General features: G+C 57.6%; 18 protein-coding genes. 7 read left to right on the top strand and 11 right to left on the bottom strand.

Annotated elements, in window-relative coordinates; genetic code table 11:
• Positions 1-5: 5 nt before the first annotated feature.
• From AUP74_RS01260 to AUP74_RS01250, 3 genes are all read left to right on the top strand, one after another.
• Entirely contained in the window at positions 6-1,130 is a 1,125-nt protein-coding gene (locus tag AUP74_RS01260; RefSeq protein WP_069948625.1) for a PepSY-associated TM helix domain-containing protein, read from the top strand.
• Between the two features lie 250 nt (positions 1,131-1,380).
• Positions 1,381-2,778 (top strand): selenium-binding protein SBP56-related protein, encoded by a 1,398-nt coding sequence (locus tag AUP74_RS01255; RefSeq protein WP_069945964.1) that lies wholly within the window; start codon positions 1,381-1,383, stop codon positions 2,776-2,778.
• A 16-nt stretch (positions 2,779-2,794) separates the two neighbouring features.
• A complete protein-coding gene (locus AUP74_RS01250; RefSeq protein WP_069948624.1) occupies positions 2,795-3,439 on the top strand; it encodes a hypothetical protein in 645 nt (214 codons plus the stop codon).
• 11 nt (positions 3,440-3,450) lie between these two features.
• Here the strand turns inward: AUP74_RS01250 and AUP74_RS01245 are convergent, their stop codons facing one another.
• The 3 genes from AUP74_RS01245 to AUP74_RS01235 all read right to left on the bottom strand — a co-directional run bounded on the left by AUP74_RS01245 (position 3,451) and on the right by AUP74_RS01235 (position 5,398).
• On the bottom strand, positions 3,451-4,374 hold the full coding sequence (locus AUP74_RS01245) for a hypothetical protein (RefSeq protein ID WP_069945963.1): 924 nt from the start codon (positions 4,372-4,374) through the stop codon (positions 3,451-3,453).
• A 95-nt stretch (positions 4,375-4,469) separates the two neighbouring features.
• Positions 4,470-5,072, bottom strand: a complete 603-nt coding sequence (locus tag AUP74_RS01240; protein ID WP_069948623.1) for a glutathione S-transferase N-terminal domain-containing protein — start codon at positions 5,070-5,072, stop codon at positions 4,470-4,472.
• Positions 5,073-5,140: 68 nt separating this feature from the next.
• Complete coding sequence (locus AUP74_RS01235; RefSeq protein WP_069945962.1) at positions 5,141-5,398, bottom strand: YdcH family protein; 258 nt, start codon at positions 5,396-5,398, stop codon at positions 5,141-5,143.
• A gap of 310 nt (positions 5,399-5,708) precedes the next feature.
• Here AUP74_RS01235 and AUP74_RS01230 point away from each other — a divergent pair, with 310 nt between their 5' ends.
• Positions 5,709-6,365, top strand: coding sequence for a cupin domain-containing protein (locus tag AUP74_RS01230; RefSeq protein ID WP_069945961.1), 657 nt, complete (start codon positions 5,709-5,711; stop codon positions 6,363-6,365).
• Positions 6,366-6,383: 18 nt separating this feature from the next.
• Here AUP74_RS01230 and AUP74_RS01225 read toward each other — a convergent pair whose 3' ends face one another.
• Positions 6,384-7,064 carry a TetR/AcrR family transcriptional regulator gene (locus AUP74_RS01225; protein ID WP_069945960.1) on the bottom strand — a complete coding sequence of 227 codons (681 nt, stop codon included), beginning with the start codon at positions 7,062-7,064 and terminating at the stop codon, positions 6,384-6,386.
• A gap of 504 nt (positions 7,065-7,568) precedes the next feature.
• Here AUP74_RS01225 and AUP74_RS01220 point away from each other — a divergent pair.
• Entirely contained in the window at positions 7,569-9,323 is a 1,755-nt protein-coding gene (locus AUP74_RS01220; protein ID WP_069945959.1) for a cytochrome-c peroxidase, read from the top strand.
• Positions 9,324-9,553: 230 nt separating this feature from the next.
• The gene (locus AUP74_RS01215; RefSeq protein WP_145924281.1) at positions 9,554-10,387 is read left to right on the top strand and encodes a hypothetical protein; all 834 of its coding nucleotides are present in this window, start codon (positions 9,554-9,556) and stop codon (positions 10,385-10,387) included.
• A gap of 81 nt (positions 10,388-10,468) precedes the next feature.
• Here AUP74_RS01215 and cydB read toward each other — a convergent pair whose 3' ends face one another.
• The 4 genes from cydB to AUP74_RS01195 form a co-directional block, all read right to left on the bottom strand.
• Positions 10,469-11,488: a cytochrome d ubiquinol oxidase subunit II gene (cydB, locus tag AUP74_RS01210; RefSeq protein WP_226999855.1), complete on the bottom strand. Its 1,020-nt coding sequence runs from the start codon at positions 11,486-11,488 to the stop codon at positions 10,469-10,471.
• The gene (locus AUP74_RS01205; RefSeq protein WP_069945957.1) at positions 11,485-12,864 is read right to left on the bottom strand and encodes a cytochrome ubiquinol oxidase subunit I; all 1,380 of its coding nucleotides are present in this window, start codon (positions 12,862-12,864) and stop codon (positions 11,485-11,487) included. The genes cydB and AUP74_RS01205 overlap by 4 nt, the downstream gene beginning before the upstream one ends.
• Before the next feature lie 62 nt (positions 12,865-12,926).
• Complete coding sequence (locus tag AUP74_RS01200; protein ID WP_069945956.1) at positions 12,927-13,490, bottom strand: GbsR/MarR family transcriptional regulator; 564 nt, start codon at positions 13,488-13,490, stop codon at positions 12,927-12,929.
• A gap of 179 nt (positions 13,491-13,669) precedes the next feature.
• Positions 13,670-14,584, bottom strand: coding sequence for a DUF1853 family protein (locus AUP74_RS01195; RefSeq protein ID WP_069945955.1), 915 nt, complete (start codon positions 14,582-14,584; stop codon positions 13,670-13,672).
• A 143-nt stretch (positions 14,585-14,727) separates the two neighbouring features.
• Here AUP74_RS01195 and AUP74_RS01190 point away from each other — a divergent pair, with 143 nt between their 5' ends.
• Complete coding sequence (locus AUP74_RS01190) at positions 14,728-15,639, top strand: bile acid:sodium symporter family protein (RefSeq protein ID WP_069945954.1); 912 nt, start codon at positions 14,728-14,730, stop codon at positions 15,637-15,639.
• A gap of 124 nt (positions 15,640-15,763) precedes the next feature.
• Here AUP74_RS01190 and AUP74_RS01185 read toward each other — a convergent pair whose 3' ends face one another.
• The 3 genes from AUP74_RS01185 to AUP74_RS01175 all read right to left on the bottom strand — a co-directional run bounded on the left by AUP74_RS01185 (position 15,764) and on the right by AUP74_RS01175 (position 18,275).
• Complete coding sequence (locus AUP74_RS01185; protein ID WP_069945953.1) at positions 15,764-16,918, bottom strand: serine hydrolase domain-containing protein; 1,155 nt, start codon at positions 16,916-16,918, stop codon at positions 15,764-15,766.
• A 16-nt stretch (positions 16,919-16,934) separates the two neighbouring features.
• A complete protein-coding gene (locus AUP74_RS01180; RefSeq protein ID WP_069945952.1) occupies positions 16,935-17,621 on the bottom strand; it encodes a GntR family transcriptional regulator in 687 nt (228 codons plus the stop codon).
• A gap of 78 nt (positions 17,622-17,699) precedes the next feature.
• Positions 17,700-18,275 carry a VOC family protein gene (locus AUP74_RS01175; RefSeq protein WP_069945951.1) on the bottom strand — a complete coding sequence of 192 codons (576 nt, stop codon included), beginning with the start codon at positions 18,273-18,275 and terminating at the stop codon, positions 17,700-17,702.
• Positions 18,276-18,300 lie beyond the last annotated feature (25 nt).

The raw sequence follows: 18,300 nt of genomic DNA, 5'->3' as shown, positions 1-18,300 counted from the left end.
AAAGCATGAATAAAATCCTGTTTAAATTACATGGCTGGATGGCCCTGATCGCCTTCGCTCCCCTACTGGTGGTTTGTATCACCGGTAGTATTCTGGTGTTCAAGCATGAGATCGATGTGCTGCTGATCGAAGATCGGGTTCGGGTCGATGCCGGGGGGCGCGAGCGCTTGAGCCTGGATGCGCTGGTTGAGTCGGTGAACAGCAGCTTCCCCAATCATGAGGTTGTCGGGTGGGCGCTGTTTCAGGATAGAGAACGGGCAGACCTGGTTTACACCATGGAGCGTGGCACGGATGAGTGGAGCTATGCCCTGTTGAATCAATACACTGGTGAAACCCTACGCCCACCCATGGGGCTGACGCATCATCTGACCGACTGGCTGCTGGACCTGCACTACACACTGCTGCTCGGCGACTGGGGTATGTTGATCAGCAGTGTTTTTTCGATCCTCTTGTGCCTGCAGGGGATCACCGGCCTGATTCTCTACCGCAATTTCTGGAAACGGTTTTTCACCCTGCGCTGGGATGCCCGGTTAATGGTTTATTTTTCCGATCTGCACAAGATGGTTGGCACGATTGGTGCGCCGGTATTACTGATTCTCGGTTTTACCGGGGCCTGGTGGAATATCACGCACTTTGCCCATGAAATGGAAGAGCACGCCGATGGCCATGCGCATCATGTGATGGATGAGCGGCTGTATAACGATAGGCTCTCGCTGCAGGCGCTCCACGATAATGCCAGTGAGTATATAGCCGGCTTCGAGCCGACCTACATCACCATGCCCTGGGAGCCGGGTGTGAATATCACCTTCTGGGGCGACGTACCGAGCGGTAATCCGCTACTCAGTCAGTATGCCAGTAGTGTGACATTCGATGCGCAGAGCGGCGAGTTTCAGGCGGCAGCGGATATCAGAGAGCAAAGCCTGGGAGCCAAATTTGTCGATAGTTACCGCCGCCTGCATTTCGGGGATTTTGCCGGAGTTTGGAGCCGTGTGCTCTGGTGCGTGCTCGGTCTGAGTCCATTGGTGCTGACGATTACCGGATTGACCCTCTGGTACAAACGCCGGGCGAAACGACGTGCAGCCAGGGAGAAACGCCAACTGAAAAAACAGGCCCTGGCTTCCATTACCTAGCCCCTAAAAGAGTCACCGCTCATTTCCTTTCCTATTAAAGTGCCGGGCCTTGCCCGGCTTTTTGCGTCTGTCTGTCTCTATTCTGAATGGCTTGACGCTCGGCCAACGTCTTCGGGATCTGGATCAGCGGCAAAAGTACGCGCCGATTCTTGGGCTGCTCATATCTGTTGTCGTCTATCGCAACGCCCTGTTCCCTATACTGCTTGCGCTTTGTGCACTTCCGCCTGTTCAAGCCATTCGAGGATAAGACATGGCACTTTGGAAACCCGATCCCTCGTTCTACCCATCCCCCAAAATGGCGATGCAGGCACCACCAGAGCGCCACGCCTATGTGGCCGCGCTGAACTATGGGCGCAATGATCAGCCCGACGCCATCTGCGTCGTGGATCTGGATGAGAGTTCTGGCTCATACGGCACCGTGCTCAACAAAATGGATTTGCCGAACGTCGGCGACGAGCTGCACCACTTCGGTTGGAATGCCTGTAGCTCGGCCCTGTGTCCATTTGCCCCGCATCCTCATCTTGAGCGCCGTTACCTGGTCGTGCCCGGTATCCGCAGCTCTCGCCTCTACATCATCGATACCAAGCCGGATCCGACCAAGCCGCATATCGCCAAGGTGATCGAGCCGGAAGAGATGATGGCCAAGTCAGGTTACAGTCGTCCGCATACCGTGCATTGTGGTCCGGATGCGATCTATATCAGTGCCATGGGTTCCGCGAATGGCGAAGATGGTCCCGGCGGTATCTTTATGTTGGATCACTTCAGTTTTGAGGTGAAAGGCCCTTGGGAAATCGGCCGTGGTGATCAGGAGCTGGCCTATGACTTCTGGTGGCACCTGGCGGAGGATGTACTGGTCAGTAGCGAATGGGCCAAGCCGCACCAGTTCGAGAACGGACTGGTTCCCGAGGATCTGCTCGCCAATAAATACGGACACCGGCTGCACTTCTGGGATCTGCGCAAACGCAAACTGGCCCAGACCATTGACCTCGGGGCAGAGCACCAGATGGTATTGGAGTTACGACCCGCTCACGACCCGCGTAAGTCTTATGGATTCGCGGGCGTGGTGATTAGTACCGAGGATCTATCCGCGTCCATCTGGCTCTGGCACCAGAAGGATGGGGAGTGGAAGATGGATAAAGTCATCACTATCCCGCCTGTGCCCGCCGCAGAGGAAGAGTTGCCTCCGGCGTTAAAACCCTTTGCTGCGGTGCCACCGCTCGTGAGCGATATCGATCTTTCGCTTGATGACCGCTTCCTGTACATCTCCTGCTGGGGCACCGGTGAATTACTGCAGTACGACGTGTCCGACCCTCTCAATCCGAAGCTTGTCGGCAAAGTTGCCATCGGCGGCATCGTCAATAAAAAGGCACACCCGAAATCGGACGGCCCGCTGCTGGGTGGCCCGCAGATGGTGGAGATCAGTCGCGATGGTAAACGGGTTTATTTCACCAACTCCCTCTACAGCACCTGGGATGACCAGTTCTATCCGGACAAGATGGGTGGCTGGATGGTGAAGGTGAACGTGAACCCTGACGGTGGTATGGATCTGGATCCCGATTTCTTCGTGGATTTTGGTGAGACCCGCGTACACCAGATTCGACTGGAGGGGGGCGACGCCTCCACGGATTCTTTCTGCTACCCGTCATGACCTCGTGGATCAGGAGATGATTGCTCCGCTGGGCCCGTGGCTGGCGATGCTGGGCTTTGGTGCCTTCCATGGCCTGAATCCAGGGATGGGCTGGCTGTTTGCACTTTCCCTGGGCTTGCAGCAACAGCGGGAGAAAGTGATCTGGCTGGCACTGATACCCATTGCCGCCGGTCATGCCCTGGCGATTGGTCTCGCTGCCGTGCTGGTTCTCTTGGGTTTGCAGGTGATCTCTCTGACGACCCTGCAGTGGCTGACGGCCGCAATATTGTTCGTGTTTGGCCTGTACAAGTTGTTCAACTATTACCGGCATCCGCGCTGGGTGGGGATGAAAGTCGGCTTTGGCGATCTGTTTTTATGGTCTTTTCTGATGGCCACCGCCCACGGTGCCGGGCTGATGGTGATACCCGCGCTGATCGGGGTTGCGGGCATGGATATGGATCACGCCGGGCATGGCCACCATATGTCAGGGGAAGAGCTCGACATGCTGTTGGCGGTGGGCCTGCATACCGGTGCCATGCTCTGTGTGATGGGAGCCACAGCCTGGGTCGTATACCGAAAATTCGGCCTGGCTATTCTTCGCCAGCACTGGATCAATTTCGATTTGATCTGGGCCGGTGCGCTACTGGTCGCGGCGGCAATCGCCGCCTGGATGGCCTGGTAAGCATTACCCGGCTAATCCGACCAGCGGATTTCCTCCCGCGGGATGGGCTCGTAGGGGTTGTACTTGTGGATGGAGATATAGCAGCGTCCGTATTGTGAGCGCGGACACTGTTTGTGCGGCCAGGGCCCACCATGCCGCTCGATTGGCAGGATATGATGCATCATGGCCACGTGTGCCCGGTAGATGGTATTGCCACCCATCTCGAAGGACAGCGGGTGCTCTTCCTCGATCACCGCGAAATTCCACGGTGACTCATAGCGACCACTGCGCTGCTGTCGTCCGCAGCTCCCGCAGGGGTTTTGCACCGCGTGAATCCAGTCCCCATCCTCTCGCACCGTGAGGCGGCCGAAGTTGGCGATGGCATAGAACTCAATGGTGCGGATAATCCGCTCTTTGTCCGGCAGTTTGTTGACGCTTTCATACCAGGCGAGCCAGTCCCGTGTTGCGCTGTATCGCAGGCAATCGTTCAGGTGATCAATACCGTGCTCCCGATAGAGGCGGGTTAACATCAACGCGCAGTAGTCGCGGTAAAAATCGTGCAGGTCGCGCGCCCCTCGTTCGACCGTACGGTAAAACTCAAAGGCACCATCGGTGTCGCCATGCTCCAGTTTTTCAGTAAAGATGCTGAGCGGATCCTCGAAGAAGGGGCGCACACTCGCCATAGTGACGCCTTCACCAGCAAAGTTGGAAAACAATGCCTCCATGGGAACCAGATGCTTGGCGGCCTGATGGCCCAGCTTCTCACTGGCGTAGGCGATGATGGAGGTCAACCAGCCGTGAAATAGCACATGCTCTTCATGGTACAGCGCAGTGACATGCTGGAAGGTGGTTTTGATACGGTCGTGGTCGTCACTGTGAATGGCCGCCTGCATGCGCTCAAGGCCAGATTGACCCAGCGTCTCCAGCTCCGAGGCGGAAAACATCGGCGAAGTCATGACGCGCTCTCCGGGATTGCCTGCCCTGCAGGTTAGGCTGGCGGTAGCGTTTTCAACAGGTGCGCTGGTCACGGAGTGTCTGTGCGCCCGGGGCTTCAGTCCCGCAGGGTCGTATCACGGAAGGCCTGGCGCTGCTCCAGTGAGGCCGTAATTTCGGCGAGTCGCTTGTGGTTGTTACGCCAATCGATTTCGGCATGCCGGAAGTCGAGATAGCCAAGTGTTGCGGCGAGATTGATATGGGCCAGTGAGAGCTCGCCGGGCAACAGCGCTGCCTGCTGCTCCAGGTAATCCAGCGTTCGCCGAATGGCGTCCTGATAACGCTGCCACCAGAACTCGGAACGCAGGCCGTCGTGCTCCCGGCCTTTTTCAATTCGCAGTAGCACCAGCGTATCGATCAGTCCGGAACACACCGAGTAGTAAGTCCGCAGTTGCCAGTCTTTCTCCAGCGCTTTGCCGAGTCGACCATCTCCCAGCTCCCTGTCCAGGTAGGCGCAGATGACCTCGCTATCCATGATGCCATGGCCATCATCAGTAACCAGGCAGGGGACCTTGCCCAGTGGATTGGCAGTGAGAAAATCTGGATCGTTGGAGAATGGGTGGGACTCGGTTTCCTGCACCTGCTCCAGCAGATTGGATTCACGCAGTATGATTCGGGCACTGCGAGCGTAGGGTGATGAGTGGGTGAGGAAAAGTTTCATGGCGCCCTGCTGCATTCATGTGGGATTTCAGCAGTCTGCGCGAGGGCGCCCGTACTGTCCAGCTCGTGTCAGTGCAAAGGTGGCTGGTGGCTGTTGGAAATACGGTGATAGAGCCGGTCTTTCAGATGTGCCCGCTGAATCTTCAGGGAATTGAAATGGTTGTCATCGGTCGCCACCCCTCGTTCTTCCAGCCCGCGAATCTGTTTGTCTAGCTTGTGGTACGTTTCGCTCTCCGTCTTGAACTTGAGGTCTTCCCGGTTGAGACGCTGAATGGTGTCGGAATATTCGGGGAAGTCATTCTCGAGGGAGTGGGAAGGAATTGGCATGGCAAGCTCCTGTGCAATTGTCGAACGACCACAATTTAAGTGTAGTCACTGGGATGAATTTGGCGCAGCGGTAAAGGGGGGAACGGAGGTGTTTCCCCACCCTGGAAGCACAGCAAAAATAACCGTACGGCTTAACAGCTTCTTTTCTTATCGCTAATCTTGCATGGCTGGTGATCCAGCCGGTGACTTCGCCAGTAAGCACTGGCTTACACGATGCGCCTTGAGGCGTCTCACTTCCTTCGCGGACTGCTGCTAAAAGGGGTGGGACGTGGATCACTATAGTCAATAGGGGAAGATTGGGAGCTGTAGCATGAACCTGAATGCCGATTTTGACCGGCGAGCCGTCATTCGCCCGACCGAATACGAGTGGCGCCCGTCGCCGGTGGCTGGTGTCGAGCGCATGATGCTCGATCGTATCGGCGATGAGGTGGCGCGGGCGACTTCAATTGTGCGCTATGCACCAGACAGCACCTTTCCAGAACATACCCATGGCGGTGGCGAGGAAATCCTGGTGCTCGAGGGGGCTTTCGGCGACGAGTACGGCACTTACCCTGCTGGTACTTATATTCGCAATCCGATTGGCTCCAGCCACAGCCCGAGTGTGGGACCTGAAGGCTGTACCATCTTCGTCAAGCTGCACCAGCACAGTGACAAGGAAAAAACACGTTCAGTGATCGATACCCGCTCGGCGCAATGGCAACCCGGACTGGTGCCGGGGCTATCGGTGCTTGGCCTGCACGAACTGGAGGGGGAGCGGGTCGCTCTGGTGCGCTGGGCGCCATTTACGCAGTTCCAGCAGCACATGCACCTTGGTGGTGAGGAGATCCTGGTGATCGAGGGGACTTTCTTCGATGAACACGGGGAGTACCCGCAGGGCAGCTGGATCCGCAGTCCCCATCTGAGCGAGCACACCCCCTTTACCCGTGAAAACGGGGCGTTGATCTATGTGAAGACCGGCCATCTTTGAGGTCGGTGGCTTTGCGGGTCAGTACAGCAGTGCCTCTTCTTCCTCGCGGATGCGCAGTGGCAGGAGTTCGCCAAAAAAGTATTCCAGATAGGCGACCACTGCCCGCTTGGCTTCATTGATACTGAATTCGTCGACCCGGCCGAAGTTACCATACGCCCCCGACCAGATGCCCTCGGCAATGGTCAGGGCCACCTGGAAGCGCTCCGGCCACTGGGGCGAGTTTGGCAGCTCAAAATCTGTATCCAGCTGGTCCAGCAACAGTAGTCCCAGACGGCGGCGGTCCTCAAGCAGCAGTTCCCGAACGGCCCAACCGGGCGCAGGGCCAAAGCGCATTTTCATTACCGACTCGCTGGCGCAGAGCTGTTCCTGCAGCTGGTCCAGGAAGCCCTCGGTGCGGCTCTGCCAGCTGGGCCCCTTGCCGTTGCGGATATGTTGCTCCGCCATGGTATCGAGATGGCGCTGCATCAATGCGGCGAACAGCGCCTCCCGGTTGGGGAAGAAATGGTAGACCGACGCGGCGGGTACACCGGCGGCTTCACTGAGGTCCGAGAGGCTGATTTCACTGGTTTCCCGAAATTGCAGCAATCCATCGAGCGCATCCAGCAGCGTCTCAAACTTCTCGCGGCCATTCTTTCGCTGGGGTTTACGGGGCAATGTGGTATAGCGCCTTCGGGGCAGGGGTGGGCTGGGATCAGTCAACGCTTGGTAACTCTCTCTTGTAACCCGAGGTCTCACCCCCGGGCTATGGCATTTTCACCTTGTTGTTATCACCTCGGCTCGCTGCTTCGGCCTGGAGCGGCACTGGCGAGTCTTCTTTTTGTCGTTTGATGACAGCTGATTATCAGATACGCATTCTCTGGTCGCAACCCGTGAACACTTCACACGTGAGCTAGATCATAAAAATGTGGTTTACGTGCCAATGAACTCAAAACTATTCGGCTACAGGACTGGTAGTGGCGAGTGACGTCGATCGAAGGAAGCCCCTATCAATAAAGAGGAATAATTGGCGCGGCGATCGTGGTCAATTTTTGTGCAGCTTCTATCCTTTTTCGTGCAATCCAATCGAGCTGTCAGGTATCTACTCCGCCAGGCTCCTCTGCTGGATTGCAACTTCGGGTTTTCTTTAGGGTAATTTCGTCGCGATTTCATGGGGAATTCTGCTGAAACCGGCGAAGAGGTAGCGAGATGTACAGGAGGTACAGCGTGGTCAGCTCAAATGGGGAGGGAGGGCCACAGCGCCTTTCCAAAGGTTGGATTTTCGCAGGGATCATTTCCCTCGCTTGTGTCGGCCAGAGTGCCCTGGCGCAGGACAGTAAGGATATTGCGCTCAAACTACTAGGGAAGCATGTCTTCTTCGATAAGAGCCTCTCAAGCTCAGGCGAGATGGGGTGTGTGTCCTGTCATGAACCGGCGACGGGTGGTACCGGTGGCGATTCACTGGTGAATGAGGGGCAAGTCGCCATCACCGGCGCCGATCCGTCCACCGTCGGTCGCCGGCGGCCGAATACAAATACTTATTCAAGCTTTGTAGAGCCCTTCCTGCCTTGTAACCGTGGCGGTCCCAGTACCCCACCGGGAGAGATCCAGTATTGCGGTGGCAATTTCTGGGATGGTCGGGCACTGGGGCGGGAGAATATTGAGCCGCTATCGGGCGCGGCGCCGCATATCGGTATGGAAGTCTTTTGGGATAGTGAAAACCCCGTAGTATTGGGTTATCAAAAATATATCAGCGCCATTACAGACCAAGCGATCAACCCGATTCCTAGTCTTGTGGAGCAGAACCTGCCGAGGGACCAAGTCTGTCTGACAGTCCAGGCATCGAATTATGCTTGGCTATATGAGCTGGCATGGGATACACCACTGAACTGCAGTAACGTTATTGCTTACAATGGTGAGCGCCATCTCGATATTGCGTTCAAACGGCTGATGATGGCCGTAGGCGCTTATCAACATTCCTACGATATCAATTCCTTTACTTCCAAACGAGACTTGGCGATTCGTTCAGAGCTTGCCTGCGTTGATAGCAACTTTGGAGAATACCTGAATCCTAGTGTTTGTGATCAGGTCGAGCAATTGCGACTGACAGATCCCAGCAAGCAGTACGGCAAGTTTCCGCTGGTACTGTTTACAGCTGAAGAGAATCTTGGTCACGACCTCTTCTACAACGAAGCTTTCCCGCCAATCCCGGGTAATGTGCCACCGAGAGCGGATCTGCCAGTAACCAACTGTTCCTTCTGTCACAGTGATGACCCTGACAACGACGATGGCGCAGAGCTGTTCCAGACGTACTCCGACCAGGCTTTCCACAACATCGGGGTTCCTCCTAACCCGGATATTCCAAAACCGACGGGGTTGGACGACCTTGGTTTGACAGAAACGACTGGTGTTCATCGTCCCGGATTTACAAGGACGCAGACCGTGCGCAACGTTGATAAGCGCCCGAGCCCTGAGTTTGTAAAAGCATATATGCATAATGGTTTTTTCAAGAGCCTGAAGAGCGTGGTGCATTTCTACAACACGCGTGACACCAAGCCATCCTGTAATGTGATGCTGACCAATGGCGATATCCCCGCGGGCACTGAGCTCACCGAGGCTGTGGCGCTGGCTTATGACTGTTGGCCGGAGCCGGAATTTGATGCATTCAAGACACCTTCAATACTGGCCGGTGGGTTGGGGATGACTCCGGAACAGGAGGATGCATTAGTGGTCTACATGCAAACCCTGACCGACCTCCACTCAGCTGATGTTCCCGAACTGTTGAAGGCTCGGCCGAGCCGCCAAGCGCAAACGTTCATGGATCTCCGGCTCTATGAGACGATCTGTAGCCTGGGAGAGGAGAATGGAAGCAATTCAGAACAACGTTCGATTGGCGGCGGCCCCAGGTCCCGAGCCAGCTGTATGACGATCAAAGAAGCGGCCGGCAGGTTGCATGAGAACAAGTGGGTTGGCAAGGAGTAGGTATTTTGTGGCAGGAGTAAAGAGGGGCCGTAAGGCCCCTTTTTCATTGTTGAATACAGTTGCTTTCGTCAACTATTGCCTAGTGGCTTGTGAGGGCAGTCACATTCCCGTGCAGCCTGGCTGCTTTCAGCGCCATTCCCGACCGCAGTCCCCGGCACACGGCTGGAGATGCAGGCTTTCCCTTTTACTATGGCGCTTTCGAATCCTTTCCAATCCATAAGAGATACATCATGAAACCAACAATAAAGGTGATGTTGTTGTGTTGCGGGGTCGCATTGTCCGGGACCAGCTTGCAGGTCACGGCCAAGCCGGAAGCAAAGGTCATACTGTCTCCGTACACCTATCAGCGCTGGAACAAGACGGCGATGGGGGACAGCTACCCAGAGGATGGTCCTGTCGTGCGCGTATTTGCCGAGGGTATGAGCGACCAGTATTCCCATGTGGCCGACGTCAATGATATGCGCCAGGCCTGGGTCACTATCAAGGGCCGCTGTGAGGGTCGCAAAACCGACAAAACAGGCGTCTCAGCCAGGGTCGGCAAGGGACCCTATGCCTGGGCCGGCAAGGGGTCCGGCAAGGGCAAAGACATTCGCGTGGAGATTCCCTACAGTGAGTTGGAGTCTCTGAATGCGGTAAAAGTCTGCAACGTAGAAGCGAAGAACCTGTCGGTGAAAAACCGCCTGCCACTGGCAGACGTGGTACAGAAGGGCTTTGCGGTGCGCATGAACGATGCGCTGGCGGTGATCGGGGAAACACAGTGTAAGAAAAAGGGCGTGTTTACCGAGTTTGATGATGCCCGCATGGTGATGAATACCGATGCCTGGGTGGTGTGCGAAGCCAATCCGATGGCGGGGCGGGCCCGTGCCGGCGCACCAAAGACCCGTGCGGGAGAAAAGCGCGAGAGTGCCAAGGCAATGCCAAAAGAATCAATCCCGGTACCGCGCAAGGCCGTCGAGGTAAAAGCCGCTCCTGCAAAGCCGGTGGTCAATGCGGTGATCAGTTCGAAGGCCGTGATTCAGGAGGCGGAAGCCCAGAAGCCGGCAAAGGATGAAGCTGTCGATTAACTTCGCTGTCGTAGCAATGATTGAAAAAGGGAGCCATTGGCTCCCTTTTTATTTCTGCAGACGGTAGTGCCCACGGCCAAATCAGTGATACTTCAATTCGGTCGCCTTGCCCCAGAACACATAGTAGGAGAAGGCGGTGTAGGCGAGAATCAAGGGCACTACGATGGCTGCGCCTACGAGGATGAAGGTCAGGGATTCCGGTGCGCTGGCAGCCTCCCAGATGTCCAGCTTGCCGGGCACGATTTCCGGGAAGAAGCTGAATGCCAGGCCGGAAAAACACAACAGGAAGATGCCCACGGTAATGAAGAAGGGCACCCGGCAGTGCCGGTCATTTTCCTTCGGCAGCCGACTAAGCAGGCGATCATTCACCACGAACCCGGCAAAAGTCAGGGTGGGAATCAACAGCACGAACATCACCAGGGGGTAGGTAAACCAGCGGTCGAAAACCCCCGGGTTCACCAGTGGGTTTACCAGCGATACCGCCAGCACGCCGAGTAATGTCGCCCGCCCGGCCCTTTTGGTCCAGGCTATGGCCCGCTTCTGCAGGTCCGATTCGGTCTTCATCACCAGCCACGCAGCGCCAATGTAGCTGTAGGCCGCAGTGACGCCGAGGGCGCTGAGCAGGGAAAACATTTGTGCCTGCCAGCCGCTCTCGAAGCCCATGACGTATTGGCCGAGCATGTAACCCTGCGACAGGGTTGTCAGCAGTGAGCCGCTCTTGAACACCCGATCCCAGGTGAGCTTGTGATCCACGGCCGCCTTGGCGCGAAAGTCGAAGGCAACCCCGCGCATAATGAGTCCGATCAGCATGATAGCCACGGGGATATACAGGCTCAGCATGATCTGGCTCAGGGCGATGGGAAAGGCGATGAGCAGGATGCCGATGGCGAGTACCAGCCAGGTTTCGTTGGCGTCCCAGAACGGGCCAATGGAGGCGATCATGGTATCGCGCTGCGATTCATCCTCATTCTGCATGGGCAGCAGGATGCCGACACCCAGGTCATAGCCATCCAGTACGGCGTAGATCAGCACGGCGAGGCCCATGATGCCGATAAAGATGACCGGCAGCCATTCATTGAAAGTCATGGATTCCACAGTCATGCCTGTCCCTCCTGGGTAGCGCCGGGCAGGTTGGTGATGGTGCCTTCCTTCTGCGGTGTGGTGGTCTCGAACTCCTCCACTTCGACGGCCTTGCGTGCCATGACCCGCAGAGTGTGGATATAAGCCCACATCAGAATCACGTAAATGGTGAGATACAGGGCGAGGGAGAAGCCCACGTTAGCCGGCGCCACCGGAGTGACCGCATCGGCAGTGGTGAGAATGCCGGTCACCAGCCAGGGCTGTCGGCCGATCTCGGTGACATACCAGCCCGCCAGGGTGGCAACCCAGCCGGAGAAAGTCATACCCACTACGACTTTGAGCATCCATTCGGGTAGTTCGCCGCGGCGGCGCAGGTAATAGCAACCGACCCAGGCCACGGCAATCATCAGTAACCCCATGCCGACCATGATCCGGAAGCCAAAAAAGATTGGTTTGACCGGGGGATGGTCGTCTTTGAACTCATTGAGCCCGACGATTTCGCCATCAGCGTCGTGGGTGAGGATCAGACTCGCCAGGTGGGGGATAGCGATCTCGAAATGGTTGGTGCGCTGTTCCTCATCCGGAATTGCGAATAGCAGCAGTGGAGCGCCGCGCTCGGTCTCCCAGACGCCTTCCATGGCGGCGATTTTCTGCGGCTGATGTTCCAGCGTATTGAGGCCGTGCAGGTCGCCCACATAAGCCTGAATTGGCGCGAGCACTGCCGCCATCACCAGGCCGGTCTTCAGTGCCAGTCGTGGCGCCTGCTTGTGGTCGCCCTTCAGAATCCGGTAGGCCGACAGGCCGGCGACAAAGAAGGCCGCGGTCAATCCGGACGCAATCAGCATGTGGGTAAATCGATAGGGGAAGGAAGGATTGAAAATGACTTCCATCCAGCTGGTGGCATGGGCGACTCCGTCGCGCATTTCAAAACCAGTGGGTGTCTGCATCCAGGAGTTCAGGGACAGAATCCAGAATGCCGAAAGGGTGGTGCCGACGGCGACGATAAATGCCGAGAGCGTATGTACCTTGCTGGGCACACGATTGATGCCGAACAGCATGATGCCGAGGAAGGTGGCCTCGAGAAAGAACGCGGTGAGCACCTCATAGCCGAGCAGGGGCCCGGCGATATTGCCCACCGTCTCCATATAGCCCGGCCAGTTGGTGCCGAACTGGAACGACATGGTGATACCGCTGACAACACCCAGCGCGAAGGTGAGCGCAAAGACTTTGACCCAGAAGCGGTAGGCACGCATCCAGATTGGATTGTCCGTCTGGTCATGGCGCAGTTTGAAATAGAAAAGAATCCAGCCCAGCGCAATGGTGATGGTGGGGAACAGGATGTGGAAGCTGATATTGGCTGCGAACTGCATTCTCGACAGCATCAGGGTATCGAGCATGGGAACCTCTGTAATTAGCGATTGGCTTTCCCGTGGTGGACTGGAATTGAACGCCCCAGGCCTTAGCGATCGCTCTTACTGGCGCTACCTCCCTTCACTTTCTCCCGGAGCTCAAGCAGCCGCGTAATGCCCGACCCCAGTTTCATCAGTTTTAGCAGGTCACGCTCATCGAGGCGGCTCAGGGTATTGGCGAACTGGTCCAGGAGTTCGAGCAGGTCGTAGACTTCGCGCATTTTGGCCTGCGCTTCTGCCTCCCGCTCGTTGTCTGGCTCGTTCAGGAGCAACTGACGGAGTAGAGACAGAGTCGGGTCCAGCTCACGCTTGCGTCGCTCTTCGAAAACCGTGCGCGCCATCTCCCAGATAGAGCCGGCGGCGGTGAAGTAATCCTTGCGGTCACCGGGTTTGTGGCGGAGCTCCACCAGGCGCCATGCCTGCAGCTCTTTCAACCCCATGCTGACGTTGCCGCGGCTCACGTGGAGCGCCTCGGCCAGCTGTTCTGCATTCAGTGGTTCGCTGTGGACTGTCAGCAGCGCCAGCATCTGACCAACGGTGCGGTTGAATCCCCAGCGGCTGCCCATCTCGCCGAAGTGCAGCACAAAGGCCCTGGTTTGACCGGGTAGTTCCATTTTCTTTTGAAGTTTCAGAAATTTCTGAAAATTGTAAATATCAGGCTTTGCCTGTCAATCAGTTTGAACAGAAAAGTGTAGGGGACGGGAAGGATAGGGAGGGCGCAGTGCAAAGGTAGCGGTTGGAATTTGAGTCGAAAGCTGCTTTCCCCGCCCTCGGGACCTGGGGGATGCGGGCGCTAACCTCTGTCGGGTTCCTGCGGGGAGAGCGCAGACAGGGCTCGCTGGTGCCAGTCTGCGGGCACAATAAAGCCCCGGCTCACCTCGCGCCCTTCATTTTGTGCGGCAACACACCAGGGGCGCCGGGGTTGATCGGTGTGAAACGCGGTTGCGATCTGGCCGGCACGCATGCGGTTTTCCATCCGATAGTGGTGATTGTCCAGCCAGGCCTGCTTGGGTAGCTGGCCCCAGTACCAGTCGCCATCGTGGAAGTGTGCGCTGAAGTCGTCCGGTGTCGCCCACCAGAACTCGCAAAGGGCGGGGTTGATCTCCGCAGGCAGTGGCGGCGGCGCCACGATAGGCCGGAACAGCCGGCCGGGGATCACTGCCCATTGTCGCGATACCTGCAGCGATTGGCGCGCCAGCGTGGTCCTGGCCAGGTCAGTCCTGGCAACCGGGAGTTGGTGGTCCCGCATGCGGGCCAGTTTGGTGTCGAGCCGATCGCGGAGTCCCGGGCCCACCCAGTGCCTGGCGTCCACCTGCAGGTAGAACTTCACCGCCACCTCCCAGTGCTCGGTGCAGTCCTCGGGCAGGTATTGCACGAGGAAATCCAGCTCACCCAGGGTGCGCCCCTCCTGGCGGAGAGGCAGGTTACGGGACAGCAGTCGGTAGTGGGGGTGGTGGCTGAAGGCAAAGGACCATAGATGCTCAAAATAAATGCCCAGCCGTCTGGCCACATGCTCGGCGAGGAATTGATCAAGTTTTGGTGCCAGGCGCGCCCGGGTTTCTCCAGAATCGAAGAAGTCCCTCAGGGTGATCTGACGCTCAACCGGTAACAGCGGCAGGCCGCAGTCGCGCACGATGTGCGGTGCGCTCAAAGTCCAGAGCAGGTTGGCCCAGTGGTCTGGTTTGACGCTGGAAGAGTAAGTACTCATGGACTTGCGTTGTCGAAGCCGGTTTCCTGTTGCCATTGGCGGGTACGCAAAAAAGCGACGCGCCCTTCGTGCCTGTGCTAGGGTTTGCCAAAGCGTTGGTTAACGCAAGCACAATAATAAAGAGATAATGAGAGGAGCCTCCCGTGGAATCAGGTCCATTGATCTCGATCGGTCTGCCGATCTCTCTGTTCATCATCATGATTGGTATCGGCATGACGCTGAGCGCGCGGGACTTTCACCAGGTCACGGTGAAACCCGTTGGGCTGATTGTCGGCACGGTCGCACAGATTGTGGTCATGCCGGGCATTGCTTTTGCACTGTGTTGGCTGCTCAGCCTGCCGCCGGCGATTGCCGTTGGCCTGGTGATCATCGCCGCCTGCCCCGGTGGTACCACCTCCAACCTGTTTACGCTGTTGGCGCGCGGCAATGTGGCGCTATCCATTGTACTGACGGTTTCCGCCAGCCTGATTACCGTCATGAGCCTGCCGGTGTTCACCAACTTTGCCTTGCAGCTCTACATGGGTGCCGAGCGGGAAATCGTGCTGCCGTTTGGCCGGACTGTTCTGATGCTCTCGGCCATCGTCTTGCTGCCGGTGATGATTGGTATGGCGATCCGGGCCTGGCTACCGAAGCTGGCTCATCGCGCAGAGGGGGCCGTAAGTATTTTTGGTGGCCTTGTACTGGCAGTGCTGGTGGTGGCGCTGGTTTATGGTATTCGCGATCGCTTCGTGGAGCTGATGATTCTGGCCGGTCCGTCCGCGATCCTGCTCAACCTCTTCGGTGTCGCCCTGGGTATGCTTTCCAGTCGCGCCTGCGGACTCACGCGCCCACAGGCGCTGGCGGTCGCAACTGAACTCGGCATCAAGAATGGCACCCTGGGCCTGATGGTCACCCTGACTCTGCTGCATTCCAGCGAGATGTCGGTACCCTCGGCCATCTATGGCGTGCTGATGTTCCCCATCGGTTTCCTGCTTGCCGCCTACGGGCGTCGCGTGATTCCCTCGCAGAAAAAGTCCGATGCTGCCGTTGCAGCGGGACTCTCCGAGGCCAGTTGATACTGGTTCTGTGCGCTGCTACTTGCGCGTATCAAAACCGCAGTTACCCAAACTAAAAAGCCCCGCGATGCGGGGCTTTTCTTTTCAGGTTTCGCACGGTCAGCCGGTGACGGCTGAAGCTATGCTAGCCGGTCGTTGCCGTCGCCGGGCGAACGCGGCCTGTGGCCGTAGCCAGCTCCACGATTGCCTGTGCCCGCGGATCGCCATTGAGTGCTGAGCCCATACGGTTCACCAGATAGGCGATGCCTCGGCCAGTTGCCGGGTCTGCGCAGCCAAAACTGCCGCCCCAGCCGCTGTGGCCAAAGGCGCCCGCATCGGGGCCATACAGGCCGCCGGTATTCAGTGCCACTCCCGCGCCCCATTGCCGCGTCCCCAACATTTCGTCCCACGCCGGGCCCCGTGGTCTGGTCATGGCCGCAACAGCGCCCGGCGACAGCAGGTGGGTGCCACCCATGCCTGCCCGTGAGGCCAGCGCACCATAGAGTCTCGCAAGGCCGTCCGCGCTGGCATGCACATTGACGGCCGGGATCTGTGCCTGTTGCCAGGCACGCTGATTGGCCGCAGGGGCGGAAGGCGTCGGGTTCTGAATGCAGTGGCTGGCAATGTCGTTGAATGTCGGTGGGTTGCGATCAGCTTCCGGCGGAATAATTTCTGCAATATCAGCTTCGCGTCCAGTCGGCACACCAAGGTGCAGGTCTGCAGCGAGCGGGCTGGCGATGTTTTCCGCAATATAGTCCCTTGGTGTTTGACCGGTGATGCGCCGGATGATTTCACCGGTGAGCCAGCCGAATGTCATGCCGTGATAGGAGGCGGTGGTGTCCGGAGTCCAGAGGGGACTCTGGCGAGCCAGTCGGTCGACAATGAGTTCCCAGTCGTAAAGGTCCGAGGCTGAGGTTGGTTCCTGAAATCCATTCAGGCCGGCACGGTGGGAAAGGACCTGCTCCAGGGAGATATCCTTTTTGCCATTCTGCCCGAACTCCGGCCAGTAGTGCGCTACGCGCTGATCGTAACGGGCGAGCCCTCTGTCCACCAGTTGGGCAATGGCGACCGCCATTGCCACTTTGCTGGCCGACCAGATGTTCACCAGGCTGGTCGCGGTCCAGGGAACCGTTCGTTCGTAATCCAGGTGGCCACCGACCAGATCCACGACTTTTCTGCCGTGCTCATAAACCACAAGAGCTGCTCCCAGTTCGCGGAATTCGTCGTCGCGCTCGAAGTGCGCAGCGAATCGATCGCGCAATGGTTCAAAACCTGGATCGAGAATGCGCTCTGTGATCATGGTGCCCCCGGCTTTGTCAGTCTTGGAAGATCTCTGAATTCTGTTCCAGCTTCTGGCGTGTGCGCCGGATATGCTCTCGTAAAATACGTCCGGCACCCTCACCGTCGCGACGCCGAATTGCCTCGACCATCAGCTTGTGTTCGGCGTGAATAATCCAGGCCCCTTCGCTGCCAATGATGTTGGTGAATGCGCGGCGATATTGCTGTGTTGTGTTCCAGAATCGCTCCACCATTGCATTCAGCTGAGGCATATTCGAAGTGCGGTAGCTGGCAAGATGGAAGTCCCGATCGAGCCGGAGAAAGTCCTCGATGTTGTCAGTGCTGCTCATTTGATCTACGAGCCGTTGCAGCAGCTCCACGTCGTCGTCGGTGATGTGCTGGACCGATTCGCTCAGCGCAAGGGGCTCGATACACTCGCGGATCTTGTAAATTTCAATGCACTCATCCAGGTCCAGCTTCGCTACCCAGGCACCACTGCTGGGCTTGAGCACTACCAGCCCGTCGCTCTCGAGTCGATTGAGGGCGTCCCGGACTGGAATACGGCTGGTGCCGAAACGTTCGGCTAGGGATTCTTGGGAGATACGGCTGCCCGGTGGAAGTTCGGAAGACAGAATTAATTCCCGAATTTGTTCCGCCACCCGGTGGCTGGCCGGAGCGCTGTCAGCTGGCTTGCGCCCGCGGCGTGTCGGTGTTGCGTTTTCCATAGTTACCCCTCCCCGGGGCGCTGGCGGTTTCCGGCTATTCCCCGGGTGCCAGATGGCAAAGTCTGCCAATTTGTCGGATTACTGCTCAGGATACGCCGGGTGCCAGAGTCGGCGCTCAGTGAGTTTCTCATAGCCCTTGCCCTCCGGAAAACTGACCAGCTCAAGCTGCATTCCCCAGGGGGATAAAAAATATACCCACGTTTGTCCGGCACTGGGGCCGCTATCCCTCACGGTGGGCTCGCCCAGAACGGTTACACCGTGAGCCCTCAGGTGCTCCAGCGCCGCATCGAAATCGTCGACATAGAAGGCTAGGTGGTGGCCGCCGATATCACAATTGCGTGGCGGTTCCTGTCGCTGTTCGGGTGCCTCGTACTCGAACAGTTCGAAATTGGATCCATGGCCGCAGCGGAAGAATCGCAGTTTGTGAATTCGCGTTCGTGGCGGCACATTGAGCTGCCGCAACATCCAGTCTCCCTGTTCGTCACTGATTGGCCCGATATCGTAGAAAACCTCACAGCCAATCACCTCCACGAAGAACCTGGTGGCTTCCTCCAGGTCCGGTACGGTAATGCCCACGTGCTCCATGCCGCGCAATCCGGGCAGCCCGGACAAACGTGCCTCTCCTGTCGCCTCATCCATCTTCTTGTTGCTCATTGTATCCAATCGGGCGGTTTTGACT

Source organism: Microbulbifer aggregans (genome assembly GCF_001750105.1).
Taxonomy (GTDB): Bacteria; Pseudomonadota; Gammaproteobacteria; order Pseudomonadales; family Cellvibrionaceae; genus Microbulbifer; species Microbulbifer aggregans.
The sequence above is the reverse complement of the archived record's forward strand: the minus strand, read 5'-3'. Positions and strand labels throughout refer to the sequence as shown.